Origin of the sequence: Siminovitchia sp. FSL W7-1587 (genome assembly GCF_037963795.1) — a bacterium.
Taxonomy (GTDB): Bacteria; Bacillota; Bacilli; order Bacillales; family Bacillaceae_C; genus Siminovitchia; species Siminovitchia thermophila.
The window spans coordinates 4,121,631-4,148,463 of sequence record NZ_CP150169.1 but is presented as its reverse complement, the minus strand read 5'-3'; the positions used below and the strand labels follow the sequence as shown (position 1 = coordinate 4,148,463).

Genomic DNA, 26,833 nt, shown 5'->3' with positions numbered 1-26,833 from the left:
TTTTTAGAGAAAATACTGTATATGGAAAAGCATTTTTAGGAGGAAAGAGAAAATGAGAAAAAAATTAATCGTTCCAATTGTTGCTGCTCTTTGCTTTACAGTAGGTGTGGGGATTAATACCTCGGACGTTGAAGCAGCCGGGAATTATAAAGACAAGAAGTTTAGTTTTACTTTAAAACCAATAAAAAGAAACTCTTATTCTAAAGCGAGGGAAAAAAGGGATGCTACTTCCGCCTATGTAAAGCTTAACTCAATTGGGAAAGGCAAAATGAAAGCATGGATTGTGAAGTCCAATGGTGCCAGTGTGAGAGCGAAAAAAGTTACGGTTAAACAAGGTCAAGCAAAATTTATTACTAACTATGCATATGAAGATTATGGCAAAGTAAATGTTAAATTAGCGGGTGAAACTGAAAAAGCTCAGATAGTCAAAGTAGCAGCTTCCGGAGTCTGGAGTCCAGACAGTATTTAAATAAGTTTATTTATTTCATCAAAACCTCTAAAAGATGAAAGCTTTTTAGAGGTTTTGATTTCTAAGGAGATATCCGTACATATGGGATCATATTTTAAAATAGAGTTTAAAAGAGGATTAAGTAGCAAATCATTTATTGGTGCAATTATAATAGGTTTTGTCATAGTGATGATCCATCAAATTTTCGTTGATCGCTTTATTGCTTATGGCAGCGGCAGTGCTTATATGTTTGCAACCGGGTTTGATGATAACTATATGTTAACCCAACTATATTACTTATTATTTCCTATTATGGTGGCTTTGGCTGGCTCCGATTTATTTGGGGAAGATGATAGATCGGGTATCTATTATATTACAAGGTCAAGAGTGTCTAAAAAGAATTATTTTACAGTAAAGATCACTCTTTCCTTTATACTTGGCGGGCTTGCTTTTGCTTTTCCTTTGGTTATTGAAATGTGGGGGTTATTGATGTTCTATCCGGCTGATAGTCCCGATATATTTTTGCAAATCTCTCTAGTTGAATATGGAGATTTATTTGCTTCATTGTTTATCCATACTCCCCTTCTCTATTGGCTTATCTTTTTATTATTTGGATTTATGTATGGCGGGGTATATGCATGGATTGGTTTTTTAACATCCTTATTTACAAATAATAAATATCTTGTTCTGTTAATGCCGTTTTGCGTCTACTATGGCTTATGGGTGATCCTTTCGCTTTTTGGGTATCCAGAATGGTCTCCATTTGGATTTTTGACGCCGGCACAAGGATACACAACGATCTCATTATCTGTGATTTTATTTCAACTTATTGTGTCAATCATTTTATGTTTAACCATTATGATAGGAAAGTGTAAAAATGAATTCGTTTAAGTGGATGATTCAAGCAAATAAATAAAATAAGAAAATAAGAATATGGTTGATTGTTTTCATATTCATTATTCTTATTTGGCGCACCTATCTGTTTATTCAATCGTATAAACAAACTGGACAAATATCAAAGGTTGGTCCCCTTGATTTGGTAGCTGATATGATGCAAGGAGATACAATTTCCCTTATTATGATTCCAGGTTATTTATTCTTTGCAAATAGCTTTAATGTGATCAAGAGTGAGTTTGTTTTAATTCGCATACATAGCCGCAGTTCCCTATGGAATAATGAAATGTTAGCTTTTGGATTATCAGCCTTTATTTTTTCTTTTCTGAGTGTAACGGCGACCTATATCTTAGGCGGATTGATGATCAAAAGCTTTGTAAACCATTGGCAAGATCCTTCTGGGGAACTCGCCGCAATTTTAGCTGAAAACAGCTCACATTTATCCGTTCAATCCTTTCTATATACAAGCCCTAGTGTCCTATTGATTTATGTAGTCTATATGACATTAGGATTGTGTTGTATTGGCTTTGTTTTTGCAGTTATGAAGCTTTTGATAAAAAACACACCATTGGTATTTGTCTTGCTTGTGGTTATTATCATGATAGATAGTTATTCCAGCCAGCTTGGCATATTATCTCCTTACCTGATGTTAGATAAATTGGGTTTTTTGAACCCTTTTTCTATTTTGGGCAATGCTTTAATCACCTTTAGTGTCATCTTATGTTTTTCATTTATCGGTAAAAAGCTGATGAATCGTCATGATTTTTTATTTACAAGTAAGAAAGGTAATCGATATGGAGCTTTTTAAAAAGGTGATCATCCGAGAATGTTGGACGCTGTGGAACTATATTAAATTCCGGCTCATTTTTATATCAATTGTTTTATTTTTGTTGCTGGGTGTACTCTTTGTAAATAGCGAGAATGGAACTTTATTGGATATCGTGTATGGTATGCTGCAAGTCCCGGCCGATGGAGGCAACCCTCTTACATCAAATATTAATTGGCTGACCATTCAATTATTACCCATCTTTTTAGTAGGAACATACGTTTATGAAGATCTATTCCAATCAGGCCCGTTTATATTATTGCGTATTAGAAGCAGGAGATTATTATGGTTTTCAAAAGTTTTTATATTGGCAGTAATTACCTTACTGTATTACTTGCTTATTTTTGTTTTCGTAGAAATAATGGGTTTTTTCTTTCATGTTTCAACTTGGTCTGAAAGTCAAATAATTTATATAGAACTTTCCGATCATCTGCTTGGTCTCACTGTTTCTTTCCTAGTGGGAACTTTCACATTACTGATGCTGCAAGCTATATTATCGATTATGTTCACACCTATGCTAGGGATTATTCTAGTTGTCATTCTATGTGTTGTAAATTTATATTTTAATACATTCTTTTTCCCGGGGCATATTTCAGATGTTTTAGCCTATTCCATTATGGATGGTGAACTTCAATTTATGTTAGGATTTACCTTCCATCTATTACTCACCACAGTGTTAATATTGCTAGGGAGCCATTACTATAAAAAAGTGGATTTGCTTTATAGAAAATAGGAAAGAAGGAATTTATGGTGAACTACCTTGTAATAGAAAATGCCACAAAAGTAATTCACAAAAAGAAAATACTAAATAACATAAATCTAAGTTTAGAAAAAGGGAAGATCTATGGTTTTGTAGGCCACAACGGCTCTGGGAAAACCATGCTATTTCGCGCTATTTGCGGCTTTATAAAATTAACGGAAGGCCAAATACATATCAATGGTGAAAAAGTTGGCAAGGATATTTCCTTTCCTAAAAACACTGGAATAATTTTGGAAAATCCTGGGTTTATTCCACAATATACCGGATTTAAAAACTTAGAGTATCTAGCCTCTATCCATCATAAAATTACAAGTTCAGATATTTATAATGTGCTTGATCTAGTTGGTTTGAAAGAAAGTGCGGATATTAAAACAAAGAAATATTCATTAGGGATGAAACAACGTCTGGGAATAGCGCAAGCCATTATGGAAGACCCGGATCTGCTTATCTTTGATGAACCAACCAATGCTTTAGATCGATCTGGTTGTAAAATGTTCCAAAATCTAATGTTCCAATTAAAAGAGCGAGGTAAAACGATTTTGATTGCAAGCCATAATGATCAAGAAATTCTCCATTTATCAGATGAGATATATGAAATGGAGAATGGGGCTTTGTCTAAACAAAGCTCAATGGTACATTAGGGGGCCGTCTACATGAATAAAAAAATACTTTTATTAATCATGCTGCTTGTTGTTATAGCGACTAGTATCATCCGAATTTCTCAAGTGAATACAAATGCTTTTGCATTTAAGGATACTCTTCACCCATTAAAAGAACCCTTTCAAGTAAAAGAATTTACCATCATGGTGAAGAAGGCTTATGAAATGACGGAAGAGGAAATAAAGTTACAAAAAGAAATGGATCCTACATTTTATATGGAAGATTCGGATACTATTTTGGCAGTTGAACTGAATGTTGAAAATAATGGAAGTTCAGATGACAGACTTATGATGAGTGAATTCCAATTAAATAAAGGAATCTATGTGACTTATGCAAGTAGAGAGTTAATACAAAAAGATAGTGAAACAGATTATGTTTTAAAATTTGTTGTTCCCAAGAACATTCTTCATTCAAATGAAAAGATTTATTTAGCTGTTCCTCCAGGGGTATGGAATGAAGATAAACGAGATCTCGTAGAATTTGAAATATAATAGACAATGAGGGCCTCCAAAACAATTTCTAGGTTTGGAGGCTCATTTCTTATCTTAGTAAGGATCATGCACTACTAACAAAATCGTATTATATCATTGCTTACTATATGGTCGTTGCTGCTTTTTTCTGCTTATTCTTTTCCTCTTTAATTGATTCCTATGAGCAAACAGGGGGCGATATTACCAGGTGGACCGGGCCCAAAAAGTTTACGGATAACGATTCACTATGCCGAAATAAAAAAAAGAACAGCTGGACAATTTATAGAACAAGAGGAATATTTACCGTCCCCCAACTGAAACACTTAAAGAGAAATATGCGCATAAACAGTGCTATTCCAGTTGGCAGTTTATCAGAGCACCCATGGGGAATCATTTTTAAAGCGATGGTCAAGCATGTCCCACGTTTCAGATGGCCGAAAATAAGAAAAGGAATGTTTATCCGTTTTTGAAATGTTATGATAAGGAAGACTGTTGAACTTGTCATTTCAGAAACGCTGAAAGAGGGCATTTTCCCCTCTTTTCATCAACAAGCGGTTGTTACGTTTTTGTAAAAATGTATTTTCTTAAACATCAGGGCTCCTTCCCGATGCTATAATACTTTTAAAAAGTAACGATTTGGAGGTTTTCAATGTCAACCCATCACATTTCGAACACCGAATTGACCATGCTTCATCCTACCGATGTTTTTTCTTTAGCTGAAAGAAGGTGGTTTACATGAATCAGCATCTGTTAAAACGACTGTGGGAAATTTTACTCGTTTCCACAAGGTTAGGGCTCACTTCTTTTGGCGGTCCAGTTGCTCATCTAGGTTATTTTCATGAAGAGTACGTTCGCAGAAGAAAGTGGATGGACGAAAAAAGTTATGCGGATTTGGTTGCCTTGTGCCAATTTTTACCCGGACCTGCCAGCAGTCAAGTTGGCATTGGAATTGGGGTCATGCGTGGCGGTATCTTGGGCGGAATCGTTTCTTTTATCGGCTTTACGCTTCCCTCCGTTATCGTGCTCATGATTTTCGCTTCCCTTTTACATACATTTCAAGTAGACGAGACCGGTTGGATCAGGGGTCTCAAAATCGTGGCCGTAGCCGTTGTCGCCCATGCGATTATGGGGATGGCCAAAAGCTTGACTCCGGATGCGAAAAGAAAATCGATTGCCTTATTTGCACTTATCGTGACGCTTGTATGGCCCGCCACCTATACACAAGTAGGTGTCATCCTGGCGGCAGGCATCATCGGATTGATCTTGTACGGTCAAAAAACAGAATTGGAAAAAGCGGTCACAAGCAAATTCCCCGTTTCCCGAACTACTGGATTTATATGTTTATCCCTTTTCTTTGGATTGCTTGTCCTGCTACCGCTGTTAAGAGGGTGGAGCACTGCCGATTGGATTGCTCTTTTTGACAGCTTTTACCGTTCTGGTTCCCTCGTATTTGGCGGGGGACATGTTGTTTTGCCGTTATTGGAACGTGAATTTGTTCCCGGCGGCTGGTTGAACGAGCAGCAATTTTTGGCCGGATACGGAGTGGCACAGGCTGTGCCGGGCCCCCTCTTTACTTTTGCCGCCTATATTGGCACTGTGGTTGGTGGGTGGCCAGGGGGATTGTTGGGAACAGCGGCCATTTTTTTGCCTGCTTTTCTGCTCATTTTAGGCGTTCTCCCTTTTTGGGATGTTCTGCGTGGTAACCCGAAAGTGGCGAGTGCCCTTATGGGAGTGAACGCTTCAGTTGTCGGCATTTTAATTGCCGCGCTCTATCATCCGATCTGGACCAGCTCCATTTCATCGCCATTGGACTTTTCTCTCGCCGCCATCTTATTCAGTATGCTTGTTTATTGGAAATGGCCGCCATGGCTGGTCGTCTTTACCGGTGCTGCGGGCGGGTTCATCATCTCCCTTTTATCCCGCATGTAAGGTGCCATATACACCACTTCAAGACTTGAGTTAAAAGGTCTAAGCGGGAGAAAACGGCACCTACATGCCCGATTCGCTCAACTAACAGTCAGTAGGAGATGGTAGAAAACGCCTACTGAATGAAGTTTCACTTTATAAAATAAGCCGGCTGCCCCGTAAAGGGAGAGCCGGCTTTTTCGATCTCGCTTATTCAAAAAACGTCATATGTGATTTGGTTTCACGATAATAATCCAATCTATCTTGCAGCGTACCAGTGTGAAACTCAAATTTATGTCCATCAGGGTCGGTAAAATAGATCGACTTTTTATCCCTTTCATCCCTTGGACGGCTTGGTAATATGTTGACATGCAACTTTTGCAGTTTCTTATACATTTTTTCAAATTCCGTTTCATCAATGGAAAAAGCGATATGTGTATAAGATTTGCTTATTTCATTGCGGGGTATATCTTTTTCTTCATTTAACGCAAGCCACATGCCGTTCAAATCAAAGTAGGCTGTCGTTCTGCCCTTAACAAGCAATCGGGCGTTAAATACATTTTGGTAAAACGTAATCGCTCTTTCCAGATCAGAAACAGAAAATAACAAATGATTAAGACCTTTGATGGACACCATTATCCCCCCAAACATGATCTCTACTATAGATCGTTTTATCGGCCAGAATTGTACCTCCGGAAATGGGACAAAACCCAGTTACCGCAAAAAATCAATTCCTTATAGCTGTAGCTTTAGAAGTAAGTTTGATTCAAATTCCTAATAACTTGTTTGAGAAATAGGACAAGATTGTTCAATTCTGCTCTAATGATTGTAACACATTTACTTATTTATCCCGCATGTAAGGTGCATATACACCACTTCAAAATCTTGAGTGAATACAAAAGGTCTAAGTGGGAGAAAACGGCACCTACATGCCCGATTCGCTCAACTAACATTCAGTAAAAGCCCTACTGAATGATGTTTCACTTTATAAAAAAGTGTGAGCATTTTTGACATCCTTGTCGACAAAGCGCCGATTCAATATTGAGCAAGCACTCAAAAATCGGATCATGAGATATGGTAAGCGCCCGTTCATTGAGTAAGCACCCCATAATTAACAGGGTGCGTCCGTTTTCTTAAAATATTTCTTTTGCGTCAGAAGGTAAATCTCTAACATGTTTAAGATATTGAATCATGTTTCTATCATCATTCATTGGATAAGTGAATTGAAAGTGTTTAGCGACATCTTTAGATAAGATTCTAAACAATTCACAAGTAACAAATATTGATTCCCACATATTTGTATATTCAGAATCAGCATACGTTTTTTGGTACATTTCCCAATATGATTCTGGAAGGTATATTTTAAAATATGTACCAAATTTACCTGTTGAAACTTGAAAATCTTCTTGTGTCCCAATCCACCAAGTAACCATTTTATCCAAAGATTCTCTTATCGTATATTCAAACATATGCTTTGCATACGGAAGCTCATCACGCCAAATTCCTTTTGCAACGTTTTGTAAACACCACCAAAAATTGTTTGTATAACTATCGTATTCACTTTGGGATGGCTTTTTGACATGGTAATCTATATCAGTGGGATAAGGGATTGCCGGTAAAAGATGATCTTTATCCATTAAGGGAAGAGTGAGCTTATCTTTTCCATACTCTTCAAATACAACTTCTTTTGTTTGGATGCGGAGATCTATGCGATTTCCATCTGTAAAGAGCATTAAAAATCCGTAAGAGCTCGTAAAATCAAAATCTATTTCCTCGCCGAAATCATTTTTGTCAGGTTCTTGCATCATGATTAAATCCCCAAAAGCATTTACCCATGTCTTATCTTTTACAAAAGATACTGTTTCTGTCACAACATAAACAACATCGTAATCCTGGAAAATATCCTTTGGCACATTCGGATTTGTTCTTGAACCGTTCATATAGACGGCCCGAATACGTTCATCTTCTTTGGCGATGTTTATGATAAGCCCCATCATTTCTTGTTCATTTCTCATTTCATTTCCCTCGGATATATATAGTTGGCTTTACATGGAAAATTCAAAATGGAGGGCTCGTGGATGATATAAACCAAATTATCATTTATTTAACATTTTTTTATCTAACCTTCCTCCCTATTTGGAGCCAGCTTTTTTTCATCACCATTTCCACATTTATTCGCAGATTCACTCTGCTATCCTGTTAGTTCCATAAGGTAAGCCGAAACCCCTTCTTTTTTATCTATGAGTAACTTTTTCAAATCGGCGCAACTTTTTTAAACAGTAAAATTTATTTGAAATCTACAGCAGTTGCTCCTATATTGATTTCTTGTTTTTCCCCAACTATATGATGCGAGAAAAAAACATGAAATATATGCTTTATTGTTTCATTCAATTTGCCGCCTCTTCATCATTGAATAAAGTCACAATAGAAAAAGCCTCTTACTCGTTTTCATAAGAGGCTCCAGTCGTCCAGTCAACTTTCTTAAGAGCGATGTGTGGACAAGTGTTTCCATGAGTATTGTTTTCCCGGATGATGATTTGCCAACTGGTCAAAGCCAAATAAATGGCCGCGCAATGTTTTCTGTTCGTATTCTTTTTTTACCAATCCTCGCTCTTGCAACACAGGTATAACAAGCTCTGAAAATTCCTCGAAAGAACCAGGCATGACGGTGTATGTGATATTAAAGCCATCCACACCAGCCTCATTTACCCACTTTTCCATCTCATCGGCAATCGTTTCCGGTGTTCCTGCAACAACGGGACCAATTCCGCCAATACCTACAAATTCAGCAATTTCATTTATAGTCCATTGCTTATCAGGATCCGCTTTCGTAAAAATCTCCACCCTGGAACGCATTGCGTCATTTTCAATGAATTGCAGGTGTTCGTCGGGATCGTATTGTGAAAGATCTATACCGGTCCAGCCGCTGAATAAACTCAATGCCCCCTCCCGGCTAATGTGACTTTTATAATCTTTGTATTTAGCTTCCGCTTCCACTTGTGTTTTGCCAACAATGGGCGTAAACAAGCTGAATATTTTGATTTCATCACCTTTTCTTCCATAATGCTCCGCTTGCTTCCGAATCGTATTAACATATTTTTTGGCGATCGAAATGACGGGAGCTGATATATATACTCCTTCCGCATGCTTGGCGGCGAAGGCACTTCCTCTCGGAGATAAGCCTGCCTGATAAATGACGGGAGTTCGCTGTGGTGACGGTTCACATAAATGGGCGCCGGGTATATGAAAGTAACGGCCATCATGATCAATATCATGAACCTTGGCTGGATCGACAAACATTTTTCTTTCCCTATCCCTTACAACAGCACCATCTTCCCAACTGCCTTCCCATAACTTGTAACATACTTCCAAATATTCCTCGGCAATATCATAGCGTTCATCATGTTTAATCTGTTTCTTCAAGCCAATGTTCAATGAAGCACTCTTCAAATAAGAAGTGACAATATTCCAGCCGACTCTTCCTTTTGTCAAATGATCCAAAGTCGACATCCGGCGGGCAAATGGATACGGGTTCTCATGTGTCACCGAAGCGGTTACGCCAAATCCAAGATATTCTGTGACAGATGCCATGGCCGGTATAATCAAAAGCGGGTCATTGATGGGTGATTGCACGGCTTGCCGAAGCGCCGCATCCCTGGTTCCTTCGTAGACATCATAGTGACCGAGCACATCCGCTATAAAAACAGCATCAAATTTGGCTTTTTCCAACGTTTTCGCCAACTCTATCCACTGTTCCAAATCAGTATAACGATGGGATTGATCATCTGGATGCCGCCACAATCCAGGAGACTGATTTCCCGGGCAATTCATGACAAAAGCATTTAATAACATTTTTTTACTGGTCATTTTCTACGCTCTCCTTGCTGTTGATTGTTATATTCAGGCCAAAGGGATGTTTCCACTCCGACAATTTGCTTGCCGATTAATTCTTTTGCCAGATTGTTAGAAGGGCCCATCACAATGCCCGCACGCGAATCCCGGTATAGACGTTCCAACGTTCCTTTTTTATATCCAAATCCGCCGGCTACATCCATGGAGATTTGCGCAACTTGATTGGCCGTCTCGGAAGCATGGACTTTAAACTGATACAACAGTGTCCGTAATTCATTCGGAAGAGGTGCGCCTAATTGAATCCATTCATTCAATCGGGCGGCAATATCCTTTTGCCAAGCGGATAAACTGTTGATCAATATCTTTGCCGAGGCAAGCTGATTTCTTATCGTTTGATATTTTGCCGAAGATTTTTTCGCATGCGCAGCAGCCTCATGAAAAATGCCAATGGCTGTGCCCACCCAAGCAGCACCCAAACCAAATAAATAGACATGGCTATTCTCGACTATTGTTTTTCCAGTGCCTTCTTCACCGATTCGGTCACGTTTATGCACAAAAATTTGATCAAAACGAACGGGAGAACTATGATTTCCACGCACACCAAGCGCATCCCACACACCCGCTTCAATTCCGTCCTGTTTCGCATCCACAATAAAGTAACAAAGGTCATAAGACACTTCCGCATGAGGAGACCTCGTTAGCAACACATAAAAATCAGCATAACCACTGCTGGTGACAAAAGATTTTTCCGCATTCAGCAGATACCCATCCCCCTTACATTCGGCCCTGCTATGACTGAGCCAGTATTGGCCGCCTGATGCCCTTTCACTATTGGCAATCGTCCCGAACTTTCCTTTACGCAATGGCTTCAACCAACGATGCCATTGATCTTCGTTGCCATAATGATAAATAATAGCGGCCGCTCCAACGTTCATCGTATAGACGAGCGCGGTAGATGGACATGCTTGTGCAATTTCTTGAACAATGAGGCCAAATGCCTCATAATCAAGCTCCAATCCGCCCAGCTCTTTTGGAAGAAAAATACTGCTCCAACCCTCTTGGCCCAGCACTTTTAAATTTTCAAGCGGAAAAGCCCCTTCCCGATCGAGACGATCAGCATTTGGTCGAATAACACGATCAATGATTTCACTTAATTGTTCTCTAATTGCGCCATATGTTTCTTTCTTTTGAACATGAAGTGCCATACCAACTATCCCCTTTTCCTACATATTGGTTTAGCCCATTAAAAAAGCTCTCACTAAGGGAATCCTTAAAGTGAGAGCCGCTAGTTGACTAGTAGGCCAAATCCTATTTTTCAATTGAAAAAGCCCTTCCTCAAAAAAGATGAGAGAAGGGCATGTTTTTCCATCCATTCTCATCTTTAGAATACTTCCGTATTCTTCTGAAATTAGCACCGGGCAATCGTATTGCTGGTTGCTGAGATATCATCGGGTCAGTCCCTCCATCTCTCTCGATAAGAAAATAATTATTAACTTGTGTAGAGTATAATCAATATTTCAAAAATAGTCAACACTTTTTGAAATGAAGAATAACATCTATCCTCATTGGTCTGACAATCGCGAACAAAATAACAGGATGGACCAGCACTGAAGGCTTATTGCTTGTGTATGTAGCGTGCGGCTTGAATGGCCGATTTATTCTGATTGGTAAAGCTGATTTACACAGTCAAAATAAGACAAATCAGCAAAGTCGAGTGAAAAAGTACATGGATGGTATTAGGAACGATCCATTCATAACAGGCAAAAAAGTATGTGTCTCACCAAACATGACTTGATAGCTTTCTACTCTATCTGCCGAACCTATTCCAAAAAAATAAGGAATCCACCAATCTAGGAGAACCCCCGCCATGATCAGCGATCGCTGGATCATCAGCCATAACTTGGCCCAGAAAAAGGATATGTTTTGCCGATGAAACATAATATGATTCCCATAAGCAGCATAATTTGGGCTGTCCAGAATAAAGTAATGATCACCAACTCTCCAGTAGAACGAGTCGCGGCAACTGCTTGAACATCATTGAGTGGCCCGAGTGGCAACCAGTCATGAAATATCATAAAAAGTAATATGAAACCCGATCCCGTTATAAGCACTTTTTCCGATCGGTGAATCTTTCTTTTCAATTCCTCAAAACCCCGTTATTTTCATCTGATCCATTCTTCATAAACTTATTGAAACTATTTGAATAAAATGTATGCAATGACACCTGGACAACCTGATTCGGAAGCCGTGGCCGGCTATGCTTTCAAGCATCGTTCACGACCATTTATGTTTCACGCTGCCCGCCCATGATACTTTTGTACAGCTGCGCACTTGTTGATGGTGAAAATATGACTACATACTCATTACCGACTTCCTGTTTCACTTTTTCTGTTAATAAAGCCCCTTTTCGATTATGCGCTTCCTCAAGCTCGATACCATTACACTTCAAACGGTCCTTCTCCCAGTCAATCCATTCTCCATAAGTGGCGCACCAATCCGACAGTTGCCCGGCCAATTCTTGCGAAATCGGGATCTTTGTTAACTCCAAATTCATCCCACAATGATGGCACCATACCGGATCTGCGCCTATATCTCCTTCTATTTTTAATTCAGTTGTTTTTCCATGATCACATCCACATAGCAAAGCAATCACCCTTTCGAATCTTTATCTATTTCTACGAATAATCATTAGAAAGGTTCCTTTTGACCCGCCAGGCTTTTTTGGCGCTCTAAAACCAATCCTTCGTCCTATTCCCATATATATTTTAGAATAGTAGAATAATTCTTAAAAGGAGGGTTTATTTTGAAAAAAAAGCTGCTTTACCTCGTAGCAACAGTTCTTCTTGTCCTCTTTCAGGCTCCCGTAGCTTTGGCGAAGTCCGATTCACCGCACGATATTCATTTTGATTCTATCATTACTGATGGCCATAGCGATACAATGAGTAAGGTCATCGACCCGGAAACATGGCTTCCGAGCGTGAATATTGGACAGAATACACCTTTTGAGGTAGATATACCAAAGCTTCAGACAGGAGGCCTCCATGTTCCATTTTTTGCGGCATATACATCCGGCTATTACAATAACACTCCTCGCAGTATCAGCAGAACGCTCGCCCTGATCAATGCATTGTATTGGACGGAGAAAAACAATCCGGACACATTTCAAATTTCTTCAACGTATAAAGAAATCATGAAAGCGGTTCGCGATAACAACATCGCAGCCGTCCCAACGATAGAGGGCGCTTATTCCATGGATAAGAATAATGCGATCGAACTTTTGCGTCAATATGATGATTTGGGTATCAAAGCGATCGGATTTACATGGAATTATTCCAATGATTTGGGTGAAGGAGCCAACAGGGAATACAATGATCCGGACAAAACGCCCTCCGAAGGAGGACTAACAGAACTCGGGTCGGACGTTGCCCGGGAAATGAACCGCTTAGGGATGTTGATTGATGTTTCCCATATGGCTGAAAGTACTTTCTGGGATGTCATCAAAGTTTCCAAAGCGCCTATAATCGCCTCTCATTCGGGTGTGAAAGCATTAAAAGATCACCAGCGGAACCTTTCGGATCATCAATTACGGGCGTTGAAAAAAAATGGCGGAGTCATTAATATCGTATTTTATCCGGTATTTTTGACCAACAATTCGCAGGCTTATGTAAAAGATATCGTTGATCATATTGATCATGTCGTGAATGTAATCGGAGTGGATCATGTCGGTCTTGGATCTGATTTTGACGGTGCTTCTCTGCCGGAAGACCTCCAAGATTCATCCCAACTGCCAAAGCTAACAGAGGAATTAGTAAAAAGAGGTTATACGAAGCAAGACATAGAAAAAATTCTTGGCAAAAATATGCTTCGTGTGTTAAAGGTAGTAGAAAAAACTGCCGATCATGACCCCGCAAAAGTTGGGAGAGGGCTTACCATTACACCAGAATACGAAATGGGTGAAATCATCCAGGAGAGAACACCGCTTCTTTCTGCAAAAGTGACAGCAGAAAAAGGGGCCAAAGCAGATGAAAGCAGCTTTCGCGTTATTGTTGACGGTATTCCTTACAAACCTGTTTTTGATCGGCAACATTCTACCATGTCACTGCAGCTACATGAGGCTTTGAAAGAAAGATTCCACGTTGTGACCTTTGAAGCAGCAAACAAGGCTGGCAAAGTCACAAGGGAAACAAGGATCTTTTATATAAATGATTAAAAGTCAAAGAACAGGGTGATTTACGCCATCCTGTTCTTTTTTAAAAAGCTTATGAAATAAACCCTTTTACAATAAAATCTTGAACGATTAAACATAGCGCCCAAGCAATCATTCCCACCCCAATTGCTATACCTAAATGAAGGGACTGCTTTAAGAGACCAAATACCACGCATAACATTATAATTGTCGCCGGAAAACCTGCTAGAACCCCAAGAGTAAACTTGGAAATGCCCTGAAGAGACTCCCCTTCGATTTTCAACCAAATGATACTTAACAGACTGATTAAGGGAAGGGCAGCAAGCATTCCGCCGTATAACGGGAATCGTCTAGCCAGCTCTGTTACAATGCCGATAATAACTGCCGAACTGATTATTTTTATCACGAAAAACATTTATTTTGAGACCTCGCTTAATATCCGAAATGCTTCAACCACCTTTTTTCTTTCAAAGACGGATAAGCGGCTTAGCGCAGCCTGAAGTTTTACCTCATCCAATTCTGTATTCTTTTTTAATATGGAAGAACCGCGATCTGTTAAATGTATGTATACCTTTCGCTGATCTTGCTCCGCTCTCTCTTTATACAACCAGCCATTGCTTACTAATTTTTTGACATGTTCAGAAGCTGTATTATGTGATATCGATAAATACTCGGCAATATCACGAATCATGACGGATTGCTTTTTCTGCGCGAATTGTAAAATCCGAATACTTTGGTGAGAAATCGTTTCTTCATGCGCAGCATGTAAATGGAAATAAATATCGGTAAAGTATCGGTTTAGTTCTTCCAACATACAAAACCCTCCTCACTATATCGCTCATTCAGATTATATCGTATTTATCGATATAAATGAAGTGCATGTTTTCCTTATATTAGAAAGAAAAAGAGGATATCCTAAAAGTAATAATTTTAAAAACAAACCCAAGAATGCTGTAAAATCAACAATCTTGGGCTTTATATTTCATGCATTTAGGCTAAATTGAACTTTTTACTGTCAATATCAGTCCGCTTTATGATAGGTCATGGAGGCATTCAAACGTTCGCTTTAGTTAAGCTTGCTTCAGCGCTCTTCAATGTTATGTTTCTTGGAAGAAACAGTTATTAGAATCTGATGGTTAAACGACCAAAGTAATCTCATTTACACACTTATTTTTCCTTTCAGCGATTTCGCCTGCATTTGATACATTTGATTGTAAATACCGCCCAACCTCAGTAGTTCCTCGTGCGTTCCCTGTTCTTTCATGCTGCCACGTTCCAACACAAGAATACGGTCGGCATTTTTAATGGTGGAAAGACGGTGGGCAATCATGAATGTTGTCCGTCCTTTCTTTAGAACTTCCATCGCGTGTTGGATGACTTCTTCTGTCTCCGTATCAATATTGGATGTTGCCTCATCCAATATTAAAATCGCCGGATCAAAAGCAAGCGCCCGGGCAAATGAAATGAGTTGGCGCTGCCCGGAAGATAGCGTACTTCCTTTTTCCACCACTGGTTCATCCAGCCCTTTTTTTAGATGGCCAAGTACACGTTCGCCGCCGACTGCTCTCAACGCTTCTGCCGCTTTTTCCCGAGTGATTCGCGGGTCATGTAAGCTGATATTAGAGTATACAGTCCCTGTAAATAAGTATGGATCTTGCAAAACAATAGCCATATGCTTCCGTATCGCCTGTCTCGGGACTGTTGTGATGTCTATCCCGTCAATACTAATTTTCCCTTTCGACGGATCGTAAAAACGAAGCAACAGATTCATAATCGAACTTTTTCCGGATCCTGTATGGCCCACAAATGCCACAGTTTCGCCACGGTCTGCTTCGAAAGAAATATTTTTCAAAACGTATTCATCGTCTTTATATGCAAATGAAACATCTTTAAAAGTGACACGCCCTTCGTATCTTGGCACGGTTTCCCGCGAGACTTCTTCCCCGTTTATGTCCAATACTTCAAATACACGGCTTGCGGCAACGAGGGAGCGTTCAAGCTGTGAGAATTGATTGACGATATTCGTAATGGGATTAAATAACTTTGTTAAATAATCCACAAAAGCATATAAAGTGCCTGCCGTGACGACTGCCCCTGTCGTAATTGATTGAGTTCCAAAGTAAAAAATGAAAATCGCAAACATGAGCAAACGGATCGCACCTACCAAGTTAAAAGACGTAGCCGAATCCAAAACCAATAATTTTCGCTGATACGCATAATGTTCCTCGTTCATCTCATCAAATTCGCTTGTCATTTGTTTTTCTCGCCGAAAGGCTTGGATAATGGCCATTCCTTGTATAGATTCATTCATCATCGCATTCAGATCGGCAATTTTTGAGCGAATCACCTTGTTATATCCCGCAGCATATCTTCTATATAAAATCATCCATAGGTAGATGATCGGGACCAACGTCAAAGCAATCATCGCCATTTTCCAATTTAAAATAAACAAGGCCACATACACACCGGCGATCGAAATGAGCCCTGTCACAAAATTGGAAAGAACCTGGACATATAAGTTTCTGACTGCCTCTGTATCATTTGTCACACGCGCCACTATTTTACCGGCAGGAAGATGATCAAAATATTGAATCGGCAATGTTTGCATATGTCCAAACACATCTTGACGCAGCTTTTGTACAACACGATTGGCTCCCTTTTGCAAAAAAACAAACATAAAGTAACGCAAAACCGCTGTGGCGATAGACAATAACAAATAGAGACAAAGCAGCCAAGCAATCGGCTCTATGGCAATGGTTCCCATCGTCATATGTTCATCAATGATATACTTTGCGATAAATGGGCCGGACAGTTCTGTAAAAACGGCTGCCGTCAAGAAAAGCAGCCCCAGAAAAATAGGTCGCTTATATTGCATGGCATATGTTGTCAATCGTTTACTCGTACTCATGAGCCGCCTCCTTCCAGCTGCTGGCGGACAAATTGATCTTGATACCAGCCTTCTTGCTGAATCAACTCATCATGAGACCCTTGCTCGATGATCCGCCCTTCATCAAGGACGATAATATGATTGGCATGTTGTATGCTTGATAGACGATGTGTCGTAATGATGGTTGTCTTGCCTTTGCGTTCATTTTGAATGTTTTTGATAATGCCAGCTTCTGTATTGGCATCAACAGCCGAAAGCGAATCATCGAGAATCAATATTTCCGGATCTTTAATCAAGGCGCGAGCAATAGACACACGCTGCTTTTGCCCCCCTGACAACGAAATCCCTTTTTCTCCTACAAGCGTTTCAAGACCCATCGGAAGCTGTTCCAAATCCTTTTCAAAGGAAGCTAGACGAATAGCTTTTTGCAAATCGGCTTCTGTTGCATCTTCTTTGCCGAATAAAATATTTTCCCGGATAGTGCGTGAAAACAACACATGATCCTGCGGCACATACCCGATCCAATCCAGAATCTGCTCTTTTCGTTGTGCCGTTATCTCTACTCCATTAATTGATAATTGTCCATCGCCAAAAGGATATTCCCGCAGCAGCTGCCTGAGTAAAGTTGTTTTCCCGGCACCTGTTTTTCCGACAATGCCAAGTGTCTCTCCTTTTTTTAGAGACATGGTAATTTCCTGCAAATTTTTCACTTGGCTCGTCGGATACTGAAACGCCAACTCATCAAAACGAATCGTATGGGGTTCCGTCACCCGTATAGGATTTCTCCGATTTTGAATGTCTGCTTTATAGTCAAGGATGGCGTTCACACGATCAAGCGAAGCATTTCCTTGTTGCATCACATTGACCAATTCGGCGAAGGCGAATATAGGCCACACGGCAAGCCCCAAATATACGTTAAATGTGACAAGCTGCCCAACCGTCATTTCACCATTTGCTATTAAGAATGCACCGTATCCAAGCGAAATGATATAGCTGACCCCTGTTCCCAACCTCGTTATGGGACCGAATAAAGCATTGATTTTGGCGGCTTGCATATTTTTTTCGTATACCTTTTCACTCATATTGCCAAATCTTGTTTCATCGTTTTTCTCTTGCACATAGGCACGAATCACACGCACACCCGCCACGGATTCCAAAACGCTGTCATTCATTTCCCCAAACGCATCCTGTGCTTCTATATACCGTTCATGTATAAGCCGGCCAAAATATTGGATGAATATGGCCATAACAGGCACCGGCAGCATTGCAAATAACGTTAATTTCCATGAAATCATGAAACCCATCGCCAAAATAATCGCACCCAAATAAATAGTGGCGTCTATCAGAGTCATAATTCCAAAACCTGCTGTTAAAGATACAGCATTCAAATCATTTGTCGCGCGTGCCATCAAGTCACCGGTTCGGTATTTTTCGTAAAAAGGCGGAGACATTCTTAAAAAATGAATCATTAATTTGCGGCGCATGATCTTTTCCAAATTGATGGCGCCCTCAAATAACCCATATTCCCAAACAAAATTCAAAACGTAACCACCGATAATGATCACAGCGAATATCAGCATATATTTACCCAATATCGCTTTCGTCATTTCTCCGGCCGTTAAAATGTCGATGATGTTACCAAGTAAATACGGTGGAATGACTTCTAGTGCACTCGTAATAATGAGGAGTACAATAGCGATCGAATACTGCACCCAATACCGTTGAAAGAACCATCCCAATTTTCCTAATACACCAAACATATATAAACCCTTCTTTCCGTTTCAGTACCTATGGCTAACCGCTATCAAGCAACAACTTTTCATATCTCAACCTTTTTTGTTTGCAGAACATTTCCATCTACTCCTTTTTCAAGATATTTTTAAATGGCAACAAAAAAACGCATACCCTAACAGAGTATGCATCTCCAAATGGGTATAGAATTTTTCCATACCGTTTGTGTTGGTGAAAATTACAGTAATGCAGAAAACAAGTATGGACAATATATGGAATTAGCTGCTTCAAAGTTTTCAGCACGTACAAACATTGTCCATTCCTCCTTCATAACGTTCTTTCCTGTTTAGAGCGCCCTTATTTTTCTGCAAAAATATGTAGTTCTTGAATAATATCACCGTTTTTAATATATTTCAACAGTTAAGTATATTTTTATTTCGGTTTTTGCCCCTCCCATTTCTTATATTGTCCTTCGCTCTAAAAATTCTTCCGGAAGAAGGCCTTTGTCTTTACTGTAAAAAGCTTGTTCCAAGATGTTGAAAAAGCCCGTCAACTAATTTCATAAACCCTCCTCTCAATACTGATATTTGCTGTAGTCATTACGAGCGTTTCCATCAATCGACCAATAATCACCTCTGCGCCAAAAACAACTGTTTCGAAAATCAGTCAGACTTCCTTTCAATACAGCTAAATTGCTCGACTTCTTCCTCCATTACATATAGCTCCTATCCGGCATGCGAGTTTTATATAACAAGCTCCCCGCTCATGAAAAAATATGCTATATTGTCCATAGAAACTTCTACATTCTGATCGAGCGGCGTTTTTTCCGACTATTTTACAATTCAAACTCGAAAGAGTGATCTAATTGCCATTTTATGTCCGGAAAATGCAAAAAAGCGATATACCGCAAGTCCGGCAAGTCGCCAAAACAAGCTGGAATCATACATACGAAGGAATCATACCATCAGAAATACAAGAAAGGTTCTTGGAGTTCGCATATAGTGATGCGATGCTGAATAAACGGTTGGCAAGATCCATGATGTTCGTTTCGGAAGTTGGCGAAAAAATAGTTGGTTTTGCCGGCTTTTCTCCTGTACAAGAAAATGGCCATGCGGAACTTACAGCAATATATATTGATCCTGCTCACCAAAGCAATGGGCTGGGAACAGCCTTGCTCAACGAAGGGATTAAACACTTAAACGATGCGCAAAACATATTTGTAAACGTTGAAAAGGAGAACGATTCCGGAATAGCATTTTACAAAGCAAAAGGATTTACGACTGTCACAGAATTCGCTGAGAAGTTTGACGGACATATTTTAAAGACAGTGAGAATGGTCTTGAAGCTGTAAGATAATGTATGAAAACACTCCGCTGGGCGCCACCTTATGAGTAATACGATTGGCAGATTGAGATGAAATTTCTACGTTGAATGTAAAATAACAAACAGAATCCATTTGGCCTTTTTCGAAATGGATTCTGTTTGTTGAATGATTACTCTAATGTTCTTTTTTCTTTTACAAGCTTTTGGAATTCTTTTTCCAACTCTTCATTCGGTTCAACGCTCAAACGACTAAGCACTTCTGATATTTTCGTTTCCAGTACGAGAAGCCGATCGGCCTTTGCATCTCGTGTTTTTTCACGTTTATCCGCTGCATATTGTCTATACGTTCCCTCAAACATGTCAAGCTTTCCATCGCGAATCACCATTATCCGAGTGGCGACCTTTTCAATCAGCCGGCGGTCATGAGAGACAAAAATGACGGTTCCCTCATATTCTTGTAACAGCGATTCTAACGCGCCGACGGCTTCGATATCGAGAAAGTTTGTCGGTTCATCCAATACCAATGTATTGCTGGCGCTCACAAATATTTTGGCGAGCGCTGCCTTGACACGCTCTCCACCACTCAAAGCTGCAACCGGCTTATGAACATCCTCCCGAAAAAAATGCAATCTTGCCAATACGGTCCGAATAAATGTTTCATCCTGATTGGAAGTGGAACTAACGTTTTCCAATATCGAGTTATCAACATTCAATATATGTAAGTTCTGGCTGAAATAGCCGATCTTCACGGCTGGAGAAACAGTGATCCCCTTTTCTTGATGGATCAACTTTTTCACAAAAGTGGTTTTTCCACTGCCGTTGGGACCGATAATCGCGACCTTATCTCCACCGCGAATATGAAAGCTCGCTTTGTTCCAAAGAAGGCGGTCATCTATGGTACCTGTTACATTCTCTACCCGAATCATAATCCGGTCTTTGAATGACTCTTCATTGGGCAAACCCATTTTAAGTGGAGGAAGCTCTCTCATTTTCTCGACTTTTTCAAGCTTTTCCAACCTCGTTGTAATGGCCTTTGCCGTCTTTTGCAGCTTCTTTTGTTTTTTGGCAAAATATGGTTTCGCGCCCGTTATTTTCGCCTCTGATTTGCTGACCTTTTTTGGTGCTTTCGTTGCTTTTTCGGCTTTTCTTTCTTTGGCTTTCAACGCTTCTTCCAACTGCTTTTTCTTTTCTTCATATTTTTCATAAGCGAGCTTATGTTGACGATGCTCCCATTCTTTTTGCTTTTCATAATCAGAATAATGACCGGTATATTCTTTGATCTGCCCCTCATTGATTTCCCATATGGTCGTGCAAAGCGCATCCAAAAATGCCCGGTCATGGGATACAATCACAAAAGCGCCCGGCCATTCAGCCAGTTTTTTTTCAACCCATTCGATATGCTCCGTATCAAGATTTGTTGTCGGTTCATCAGCAAATAAGATGTTAGGTCCCTTGATTAGCGTTTCTTGAATATATTCCTGCGTCACTTCTCCCCCGCTTTTCGTAGTATCTGTTCGTTTTAGCTGCGGTAACAGTTCACTCGTCACATGCCGGATCACTGTCCCTTGATCCGGAACCAGTTTTCCCGACAACACGTTCAATAGAGTGGTCTTTCCGCTGCCATTTCGTCCAACGAGGCCAATCCGATCATTCTCCTGAATTTCCAGCCGCTTTATATCCAGCAATAAACGATCCTTGATATAATGCTTTACATTGAGTGCTTCTAATAAAGCCATGTAACCATCCCCAATCTCTAAGATCAGGGGACAAAAAACGCCCCCTATTCGAATTCAGAATAGGAGGCATAAAGTATAGGCGGACAACAAAAAAAGACATGAATCCCTTGTTGGGCCCAACTAAGAAAAACCAATCCTATTCTGAAAACGCTGTTAAAGGCAACATAAATAAACGAGATATACATCTGTTTAAAAATCGCCTTCCATTAAAGGTTTTCGTAAATAGGATTAGTTCAGCATTCAGTTGGTTCACCCTTCCGATCATTTAATATACTTTCACTTTATAGCGGATTTCCACCATTGTCAAATGGTTTTCACACTGTTTGGTCTTTCATCTTAATTTCACACTATAAAACCTCATGCTTTTCGGGACTTCTTTTATCTCAAAAACCCCTTTGTAAATAAGCGTTCTGAGCCTGTATTCCAAAAAAGCATCTCCTATGCTCTGATCCAAATTCCCCAGCACTTCACCGATCACTCTCGTTGATAATATAGAGTCATAATGATCGTGATCAGCTTGCAGTTTTTGGGCACACTCTATTATAAAGGCATCAAAATAATGTTCGCTTACAGATTTTATTTGCCCCTTTTCCCAAATTCGCAATACTTCTTTTGTATCTGCAAGGGCCATCCATTCCCCTTCATACCTTTTTCTTTTTTCCGCATTCAGCGCATTTGACCGCATCTTGTGATCAATGGCTTTCAGTTTTTCCGGTTCAATTTCTCCCGTGTGCAGACGAAAACTTTGATATTCCTCTGTATCATATAGCTCCTTATAGGCTAGCGTTGAATGGATGAGAAAAACGGGATTTGCTTTTTCCTTCAATAAGTACAGGATGTACCGCATGCCCGTTTGTTCATCCGCATTTTCAGCCGTCCACAATACAATGGGGAGACGATCCGGGATAACTTTGATTTCTTCGAGAGCTTTTAGAAATTTTTGCTTATACTCTTCTTCCATATAATCCATCTCTATATGGATATGGTTCTTCAGCCACTCATAACGGTGTTGACGGCCGACGTCACGATGAAGCTGCCATATCGGCCCCACAGCAAAGAAATCAGGAAAGCCGATCACTTTGTTTTTGTGGTCTAAGCCTACTCGTAGCGAACCTGCGGCAGCTTCTCCACATGCAATATGGACAGCTTCATATTCCCGCTCCAAGTACGAATCATTTTGACATCCGTCCACAATCTCATCGTACAAGGAGTAAAGCTCTTTGATCATTTCATCTTGAATTTCCGGAGATTCCTTCATCAGGTCCAACCGGTACATGATGTTTACCAATATGTTCTTTGCCTCACTCCCAGGTAATTGATCAATGATTCGAGATAAGTCTTTCATAGTAAGCTGATTCTCCTTTCTCGTCTTCATAAAGAGATGGAATTCACTTAGTCGCTGGAATGAGCCGCTTTCCCACTTTGTGCCCAATAAGGACAATTGGCATTAATGTCAATCCGATTGGAAAACTGATCAAAATATCCGTAAATGAAATGACATTTTCATGAAGTAATCGATAAAATAAATAAACGGAATAGGGTAAAGTGATGCCGACAGCCGTAACAACACCCGGGACAAGCATTTTTACATATAACGCCTGCCCAACATGCATGAATACATGGAGCAACAGCACCGTATTGAAACCCAAGAAAAATAAATACTGTCCTTTTTCAGCCGCCATGAAGGTAAAGGGAACAAACACAATAAACTCAATACATACGGCAACCGCAAACTGCGATGAAGTGATTTGTGAAAACGACTGAACATCTTTACGGAACTTTTCAGGAATCTTAAGCTCAATCTGATCGTAATATTTTCGCATCCAAGGTTCGATCCGGATGATTTCTTCGAAATCATGAAGCATGAAAGCAACAAGAAATAGCCAAATCAATGAGTGTATACTGATTGCGGAATCAAGCAAGGAAATCAATTTACCTGCCTCCTTTCCGGCCAATTTCCCCACCAAACAGACAATCTCTTACTCTACTAGGTGCTGGAGATTTTTAACTTCATATGTGATTGTGAATATCAATCTTTTTTATCCCGCATGTAAGGTGCCATATCCACCACTTCAAGACCTGAGTTGATCCAAAAAAGGTCTAAGTGGGAGATAACGGCAGCTAAATGCCCGATTCGTTCAATTAACAGTCAGTAAGAGATGGAAGAAAACGCCTACTGAATGAAGTTTCACTTTATCCCTCATGTAAGGTGCCGTAAGACTCCCACTTCAAAATCTTGGGTGAATACAAAAGGTGCATGTGGGAGTAAACGGCACCTAAATGCCCGATTGGTTCAACTAACATTCAGTAGGAGCCCTACTGAATGAAGTTTCACTTTATGCTTGTCCCATGGGTTCCAACGATACATGACAAAGAAGCAAATACCGCCAATGATCAGTCCCGTCGCTACGTCCGACGGATCATGATGTCCCACCTAAACTCGGGAAACAGCCACTCATAACGCCATGCTCAACGTGAGCCCTCTCCATTCGGGAGCAACAATCCATCATAATGCGGCAAACACAAATAATCCCTTGGTCACTCGGGGGACGACGGAGGGGCGGATTTTTCAAACAGTATATGTACGTCCTCCGCTATAAAAGGTCTTTCTCGGTTCGCCGTATATTTTAAAATCCGGCTAATCAATAAGGCTGCAACAAGCGCTATGATGCCGTAACCCCCGTACAAGCGCTGCTTTTTAAAAACGGCAATTAGAACGACTGTAAGGATAAAAGCGTATATTCCCCACTTTGAACTTACAATCATCATGTCATCAACCAATTGGAGGTTTCCCGCAAAATCATGATGACATGAAAAAAATCGCGGTCCATTTCTTTCTCCTTTTTCTATTTCATCATTCAATCATATGATGAATGTCTGTCCGTGACAATGAAAAATTTGCTTTTCAATCACCCCATTTGTCTTGTAATAACTCTATTTCTTTTTCATGTGACATCTCCTCTTTAGGGGTTTCCAAAATAAAGGGGATGTCCGCCAACTGCGGAGTCTTTACGATTTGGGCAAATTGATTCTCTTTTATGAAACCAGTCCCAAATATAGAAGCGTGACGGTCTTTTCCTTCACGAGTGGCATACTTGGAATTATTAAAATGAATGACTTGCAACTCGTCGAAATAACCAAGCTCCTGCCCTTTTTCCAAGACGTCATCCCAATTTTCTCCATCCCACAATCCACTGGAAAACGCATGGCATGTATCAAAACAAAACCCGATTTTTTCCGGATACTCACATAATTTTCGGACTTGGACGTGCTCTTCTATCGTAGTTCCCATCGTTCCAGGCAAACCCGCGTTATTTTCCAGCAGGATTTTGGCAGTTCCATCCCACCGGCTCAGAATATCATTCAGCACTTCAATCATAAGTTGATAGCTTTCAAGCAAGGTCAGATGAGGAACCGGTTTGCCAAAATGAACGACAACTCCAATTGAACCGCAAGCCTCTGAAATTTCCAGGTCATTTAATAATGAATCCGTTACTTGCTCACGTTTATTGTCATTGTTCGGAGTTAAGCTGGTGGGATAAGGAGAGTGGCTGACGGATAATAAGCCATTTTTCTTGCAAAAGTTGTTACATAATGCCGCATCTTCCTTGGGATAGTCTTTTACAGATAAACTTCGGGGGTTTTTCGGAAAGTATTGAAAAGCGCCGGCATTCATTGCGTACGCTCGTTTTGCAGCTCCTAGGTAGCCGTCTCGTATAGACAGATGGCAGCCAAATTTCATATAGATTCTCCTTATCGTTCATGCTGACAACTTTTAAAATGTTCCACTGGACATTAATGGATTTGTCCCGGTTGATCGCTACTCCTGTAATGGTTTTATTCAAAATCAATTGCTCCAGTAAGTTTTTATCCCGCATGTAAGGTGCCCGATTGGTTCAACTAACATTCAGTAGGAGCCCTACTGAATGAAGTTTCACTTTATACGTTTCCATCTCCGGTAATTCGGGCATTGTTCTTCCTCCATTGTTTGGGAACTGATATGTTCAGTATTCCTCAATATGAGAAAATGATGAGATCCATATAGAGGTATGATATAGTGGTGCTCTAAAATGATATAATGGAATAGAGTGCGACGACAGAAATGACTTGGACGGGCTACAGAATGACTGTAATTTCAATTCACGCCCCCCATATAGAGTGCGACGGAAATGGAGTTCAGCGAGAGCCGATGTCACGCACCCATAAAAGGTAGTAGACAATGCTTTTTTAAAATGTGTGCAATATGGTGTGAAATAGTTCTGCAGCTGAAATGAACCCCGGAAGAAAAGGCGGCCCAATTTGGAAAGGGGCCATGAGGTTGACCTAAATTGACAGCAGTCAGATTATCAAATGGCGGGCTCATTCTTTATGATTTGCTACTTGAGTGTAGCGGCACGATTTTCAAATAAGTGCACGGCTGATCTCCCAAAAGGCCTTAGGATGGTTCCCTTTTCTTGATGGCAAAAGATAGCTTCAATCGGCAACAGTCCGGAGAAACTTTTCAACAGGCAATTTGATTTGCTTTTCAGGTCTGTTTTTCTTTCAATTGGAATGATCTCGATTACGAACATTCATATTTGCGCAAAGGAAGAATATAATTGATAGCCAAAACAAATTTCATTTCGGTACGATTGATGCAAAATATAGTGCTCATTTTTTTATTGTCAACTCATACAGACTTAAACAATCACCTTTTAACACAGCTAATGTTGAAGAAAAAATCTTATTTTTACTCTCGCTTTTCCATTTAAGAAATAACAACACGACTGACGATATCAACTACAATAATGTCAAGGCTTCACCCTCCATTTTAAAAGAGAAACATCATTAGCTTTAAAATCACTTTTGGGATACAAACATATATCTTGTAAAATAAGCTCCTAAAATCAATAAAATCATAGTGATAGACCAACTAAATAATCCTATAAAATCAAGCCAATAAGCTAATACGTTTGTTATAGCGATTAGATAAAAACAAATTGAGGTTAAAGCGCTTTTTATCCCTGTTACTCCAGCTTTTTTTCTCTTTTTTATCACAACATATATGGAAAATATGAGAGCGATTAGCAGAATTGCAGTTAAAATAATCGGTATCAATTTATGTGTCACCTCCACATTCTATCTTTTCTACGATTTACAACTCAAATAGTTTCGT

25 protein-coding genes and 1 riboswitch are annotated in these 26,833 nt (G+C 39.9%); of the genes, 9 read left to right on the top strand and 16 right to left on the bottom strand.

The window, feature by feature from the left end:
- Nucleotides 1-52: 52 nt before the first annotated feature.
- The 7 genes from NST31_RS19420 to NST31_RS19390 all read left to right on the top strand — a co-directional run bounded on the left by NST31_RS19420 (nt 53) and on the right by NST31_RS19390 (nt 5,987).
- The gene (locus NST31_RS19420) at nt 53-469 is read left to right on the top strand and encodes a DUF2712 domain-containing protein (protein WP_077110471.1); all 417 of its coding nucleotides are present in this window, start codon (nt 53-55) and stop codon (nt 467-469) included.
- 81 nt (nt 470-550) lie between these two features.
- Nucleotides 551-1,339 (top strand): hypothetical protein, encoded by a 789-nt coding sequence (locus NST31_RS19415; RefSeq protein ID WP_339162742.1) that lies wholly within the window; start codon nt 551-553, stop codon nt 1,337-1,339.
- 145 nt (nt 1,340-1,484) lie between these two features.
- The gene (locus tag NST31_RS19410; protein WP_339162740.1) at nt 1,485-2,150 is read left to right on the top strand and encodes a hypothetical protein; all 666 of its coding nucleotides are present in this window, start codon (nt 1,485-1,487) and stop codon (nt 2,148-2,150) included.
- Entirely contained in the window at nt 2,101-2,901 is an 801-nt protein-coding gene (locus tag NST31_RS19405; RefSeq protein WP_171973843.1) for a hypothetical protein, read from the top strand. Before NST31_RS19410 ends, NST31_RS19405 begins: the two co-directional genes overlap by 50 nt.
- Before the next feature lie 17 nt (nt 2,902-2,918).
- Nucleotides 2,919-3,569, top strand: a complete 651-nt coding sequence (locus NST31_RS19400) for an ATP-binding cassette domain-containing protein (protein WP_139345588.1) — start codon at nt 2,919-2,921, stop codon at nt 3,567-3,569.
- A 12-nt stretch (nt 3,570-3,581) separates the two neighbouring features.
- Nucleotides 3,582-4,079 carry a hypothetical protein gene (locus tag NST31_RS19395; RefSeq protein WP_077110462.1) on the top strand — a complete coding sequence of 166 codons (498 nt, stop codon included), beginning with the start codon at nt 3,582-3,584 and terminating at the stop codon, nt 4,077-4,079.
- 714 nt (nt 4,080-4,793) lie between these two features.
- Nucleotides 4,794-5,987 (top strand): chromate transporter, encoded by a 1,194-nt coding sequence (locus tag NST31_RS19390; protein ID WP_077110460.1) that lies wholly within the window; start codon nt 4,794-4,796, stop codon nt 5,985-5,987.
- Nucleotides 5,988-6,173: 186 nt separating this feature from the next.
- On the opposite strand, the gene fosM is transcribed toward NST31_RS19390, so the two are convergent.
- The 6 genes from fosM to NST31_RS19360 form a co-directional block, all read right to left on the bottom strand.
- On the bottom strand, nt 6,174-6,596 hold the full coding sequence (gene fosM / locus NST31_RS19385) for a FosM family fosfomycin resistance protein (RefSeq protein WP_077110458.1): 423 nt from the start codon (nt 6,594-6,596) through the stop codon (nt 6,174-6,176).
- 500 nt (nt 6,597-7,096) lie between these two features.
- On the bottom strand, nt 7,097-7,978 hold the full coding sequence (locus NST31_RS19380; RefSeq protein ID WP_077110457.1) for an aminoglycoside 6-adenylyltransferase: 882 nt from the start codon (nt 7,976-7,978) through the stop codon (nt 7,097-7,099).
- Between the two features lie 466 nt (nt 7,979-8,444).
- The gene (locus tag NST31_RS19375) at nt 8,445-9,830 is read right to left on the bottom strand and encodes an LLM class flavin-dependent oxidoreductase (RefSeq protein WP_077110455.1); all 1,386 of its coding nucleotides are present in this window, start codon (nt 9,828-9,830) and stop codon (nt 8,445-8,447) included.
- Nucleotides 9,827-11,020 (bottom strand): acyl-CoA dehydrogenase family protein, encoded by a 1,194-nt coding sequence (locus NST31_RS19370; protein WP_077110453.1) that lies wholly within the window; start codon nt 11,018-11,020, stop codon nt 9,827-9,829. The genes NST31_RS19375 and NST31_RS19370 overlap by 4 nt, the downstream gene beginning before the upstream one ends.
- Before the next feature lie 167 nt (nt 11,021-11,187).
- A riboswitch (SAM riboswitch) is annotated at nt 11,188-11,296 on the bottom strand.
- Between the two features lie 408 nt (nt 11,297-11,704).
- Nucleotides 11,705-11,956: a hypothetical protein gene (locus tag NST31_RS19365; protein WP_339162733.1), complete on the bottom strand. Its 252-nt coding sequence runs from the start codon at nt 11,954-11,956 to the stop codon at nt 11,705-11,707.
- Nucleotides 11,957-12,099: 143 nt separating this feature from the next.
- On the bottom strand, nt 12,100-12,468 hold the full coding sequence (locus tag NST31_RS19360; RefSeq protein WP_321189661.1) for a hypothetical protein: 369 nt from the start codon (nt 12,466-12,468) through the stop codon (nt 12,100-12,102).
- A 150-nt stretch (nt 12,469-12,618) separates the two neighbouring features.
- On the opposite strand from NST31_RS19360, the gene NST31_RS19355 reads away from it, so the two are divergent.
- Nucleotides 12,619-14,025: a dipeptidase gene (locus tag NST31_RS19355; RefSeq protein ID WP_077110450.1), complete on the top strand. Its 1,407-nt coding sequence runs from the start codon at nt 12,619-12,621 to the stop codon at nt 14,023-14,025.
- A 49-nt stretch (nt 14,026-14,074) separates the two neighbouring features.
- Here the strand turns inward: NST31_RS19355 and NST31_RS19350 are convergent, their stop codons facing one another.
- The 4 genes from NST31_RS19350 to NST31_RS19335 all read right to left on the bottom strand — a co-directional run bounded on the left by NST31_RS19350 (nt 14,075) and on the right by NST31_RS19335 (nt 18,648).
- Entirely contained in the window at nt 14,075-14,416 is a 342-nt protein-coding gene (locus tag NST31_RS19350) for a DUF3147 family protein (protein WP_077110448.1), read from the bottom strand.
- Nucleotides 14,417-14,815, bottom strand: a complete 399-nt coding sequence (locus NST31_RS19345; protein WP_077110446.1) for a MarR family transcriptional regulator — start codon at nt 14,813-14,815, stop codon at nt 14,417-14,419.
- 345 nt (nt 14,816-15,160) lie between these two features.
- The gene (locus NST31_RS19340) at nt 15,161-16,909 is read right to left on the bottom strand and encodes an ABC transporter ATP-binding protein (protein ID WP_339162727.1); all 1,749 of its coding nucleotides are present in this window, start codon (nt 16,907-16,909) and stop codon (nt 15,161-15,163) included.
- The gene (locus NST31_RS19335; protein WP_339162725.1) at nt 16,906-18,648 is read right to left on the bottom strand and encodes an ABC transporter ATP-binding protein; all 1,743 of its coding nucleotides are present in this window, start codon (nt 18,646-18,648) and stop codon (nt 16,906-16,908) included. The genes NST31_RS19340 and NST31_RS19335 overlap by 4 nt, the downstream gene beginning before the upstream one ends.
- An 836-nt stretch (nt 18,649-19,484) precedes the next feature.
- Here NST31_RS19335 and NST31_RS19330 point away from each other — a divergent pair.
- Entirely contained in the window at nt 19,485-19,970 is a 486-nt protein-coding gene (locus tag NST31_RS19330) for a GNAT family N-acetyltransferase (protein WP_339162723.1), read from the top strand.
- A gap of 142 nt (nt 19,971-20,112) precedes the next feature.
- Here the strand turns inward: NST31_RS19330 and NST31_RS19325 are convergent, their stop codons facing one another.
- The 6 genes from NST31_RS19325 to NST31_RS19300 all read right to left on the bottom strand — a co-directional run bounded on the left by NST31_RS19325 (nt 20,113) and on the right by NST31_RS19300 (nt 26,775).
- Nucleotides 20,113-21,678 (bottom strand): Vga family ABC-F type ribosomal protection protein, encoded by a 1,566-nt coding sequence (locus tag NST31_RS19325; protein WP_077110439.1) that lies wholly within the window; start codon nt 21,676-21,678, stop codon nt 20,113-20,115.
- A 331-nt stretch (nt 21,679-22,009) separates the two neighbouring features.
- Complete coding sequence (locus NST31_RS19320; protein ID WP_077110437.1) at nt 22,010-23,023, bottom strand: DUF1835 domain-containing protein; 1,014 nt, start codon at nt 23,021-23,023, stop codon at nt 22,010-22,012.
- A gap of 43 nt (nt 23,024-23,066) precedes the next feature.
- Complete coding sequence (locus tag NST31_RS19315) at nt 23,067-23,642, bottom strand: HXXEE domain-containing protein (protein ID WP_253191863.1); 576 nt, start codon at nt 23,640-23,642, stop codon at nt 23,067-23,069.
- Nucleotides 23,643-24,216: 574 nt separating this feature from the next.
- A complete protein-coding gene (locus tag NST31_RS19310; RefSeq protein ID WP_139345586.1) occupies nt 24,217-24,459 on the bottom strand; it encodes a hypothetical protein in 243 nt (80 codons plus the stop codon).
- Between the two features lie 124 nt (nt 24,460-24,583).
- Nucleotides 24,584-25,420, bottom strand: a complete 837-nt coding sequence (locus NST31_RS19305) for a deoxyribonuclease IV (RefSeq protein WP_339162720.1) — start codon at nt 25,418-25,420, stop codon at nt 24,584-24,586.
- Nucleotides 25,421-26,517: 1,097 nt separating this feature from the next.
- Nucleotides 26,518-26,775 (bottom strand): hypothetical protein, encoded by a 258-nt coding sequence (locus tag NST31_RS19300; RefSeq protein ID WP_339162716.1) that lies wholly within the window; start codon nt 26,773-26,775, stop codon nt 26,518-26,520.
- Between the last annotated feature and the right edge of the window lie 58 nt (nt 26,776-26,833).

Coding starts and splice junctions, on each gene's coding strand:
- NST31_RS19420 (WP_077110471.1), top strand. CDS start 53: ATGAGAAAAAAATTAATCGTTCCAATTGTTGCTGCTCTTTGCTTTACA.
- NST31_RS19415 (WP_339162742.1), top strand. CDS start 551: ATGGGATCATATTTTAAAATAGAGTTTAAAAGAGGATTAAGTAGCAAA.
- NST31_RS19405 (WP_171973843.1), top strand. CDS start 2,101: ATGATTTTTTATTTACAAGTAAGAAAGGTAATCGATATGGAGCTTTTT.
- NST31_RS19395 (WP_077110462.1), top strand. CDS start 3,582: ATGAATAAAAAAATACTTTTATTAATCATGCTGCTTGTTGTTATAGCG.
- NST31_RS19390 (WP_077110460.1), top strand. CDS start 4,794: ATGAATCAGCATCTGTTAAAACGACTGTGGGAAATTTTACTCGTTTCC.
- NST31_RS19380 (WP_077110457.1), bottom strand. CDS start 7,978: ATGAGAAATGAACAAGAAATGATGGGGCTTATCATAAACATCGCCAAA.
- NST31_RS19375 (WP_077110455.1), bottom strand. CDS start 9,830: ATGACCAGTAAAAAAATGTTATTAAATGCTTTTGTCATGAATTGCCCG.
- NST31_RS19370 (WP_077110453.1), bottom strand. CDS start 11,020: ATGGCACTTCATGTTCAAAAGAAAGAAACATATGGCGCAATTAGAGAA.
- NST31_RS19350 (WP_077110448.1), bottom strand. CDS start 14,416: ATGTTTTTCGTGATAAAAATAATCAGTTCGGCAGTTATTATCGGCATT.
- NST31_RS19345 (WP_077110446.1), bottom strand. CDS start 14,815: ATGTTGGAAGAACTAAACCGATACTTTACCGATATTTATTTCCATTTA.
- NST31_RS19340 (WP_339162727.1), bottom strand. CDS start 16,909: ATGAGTACGAGTAAACGATTGACAACATATGCCATGCAATATAAGCGA.
- NST31_RS19335 (WP_339162725.1), bottom strand. CDS start 18,648: ATGTTTGGTGTATTAGGAAAATTGGGATGGTTCTTTCAACGGTATTGG.
- NST31_RS19325 (WP_077110439.1), bottom strand. CDS start 21,678: ATGGCTTTATTAGAAGCACTCAATGTAAAGCATTATATCAAGGATCGT.
- NST31_RS19320 (WP_077110437.1), bottom strand. CDS start 23,023: ATGAAAGACTTATCTCGAATCATTGATCAATTACCTGGGAGTGAGGCA.
- NST31_RS19305 (WP_339162720.1), bottom strand. CDS start 25,420: ATGAAATTTGGCTGCCATCTGTCTATACGAGACGGCTACCTAGGAGCT.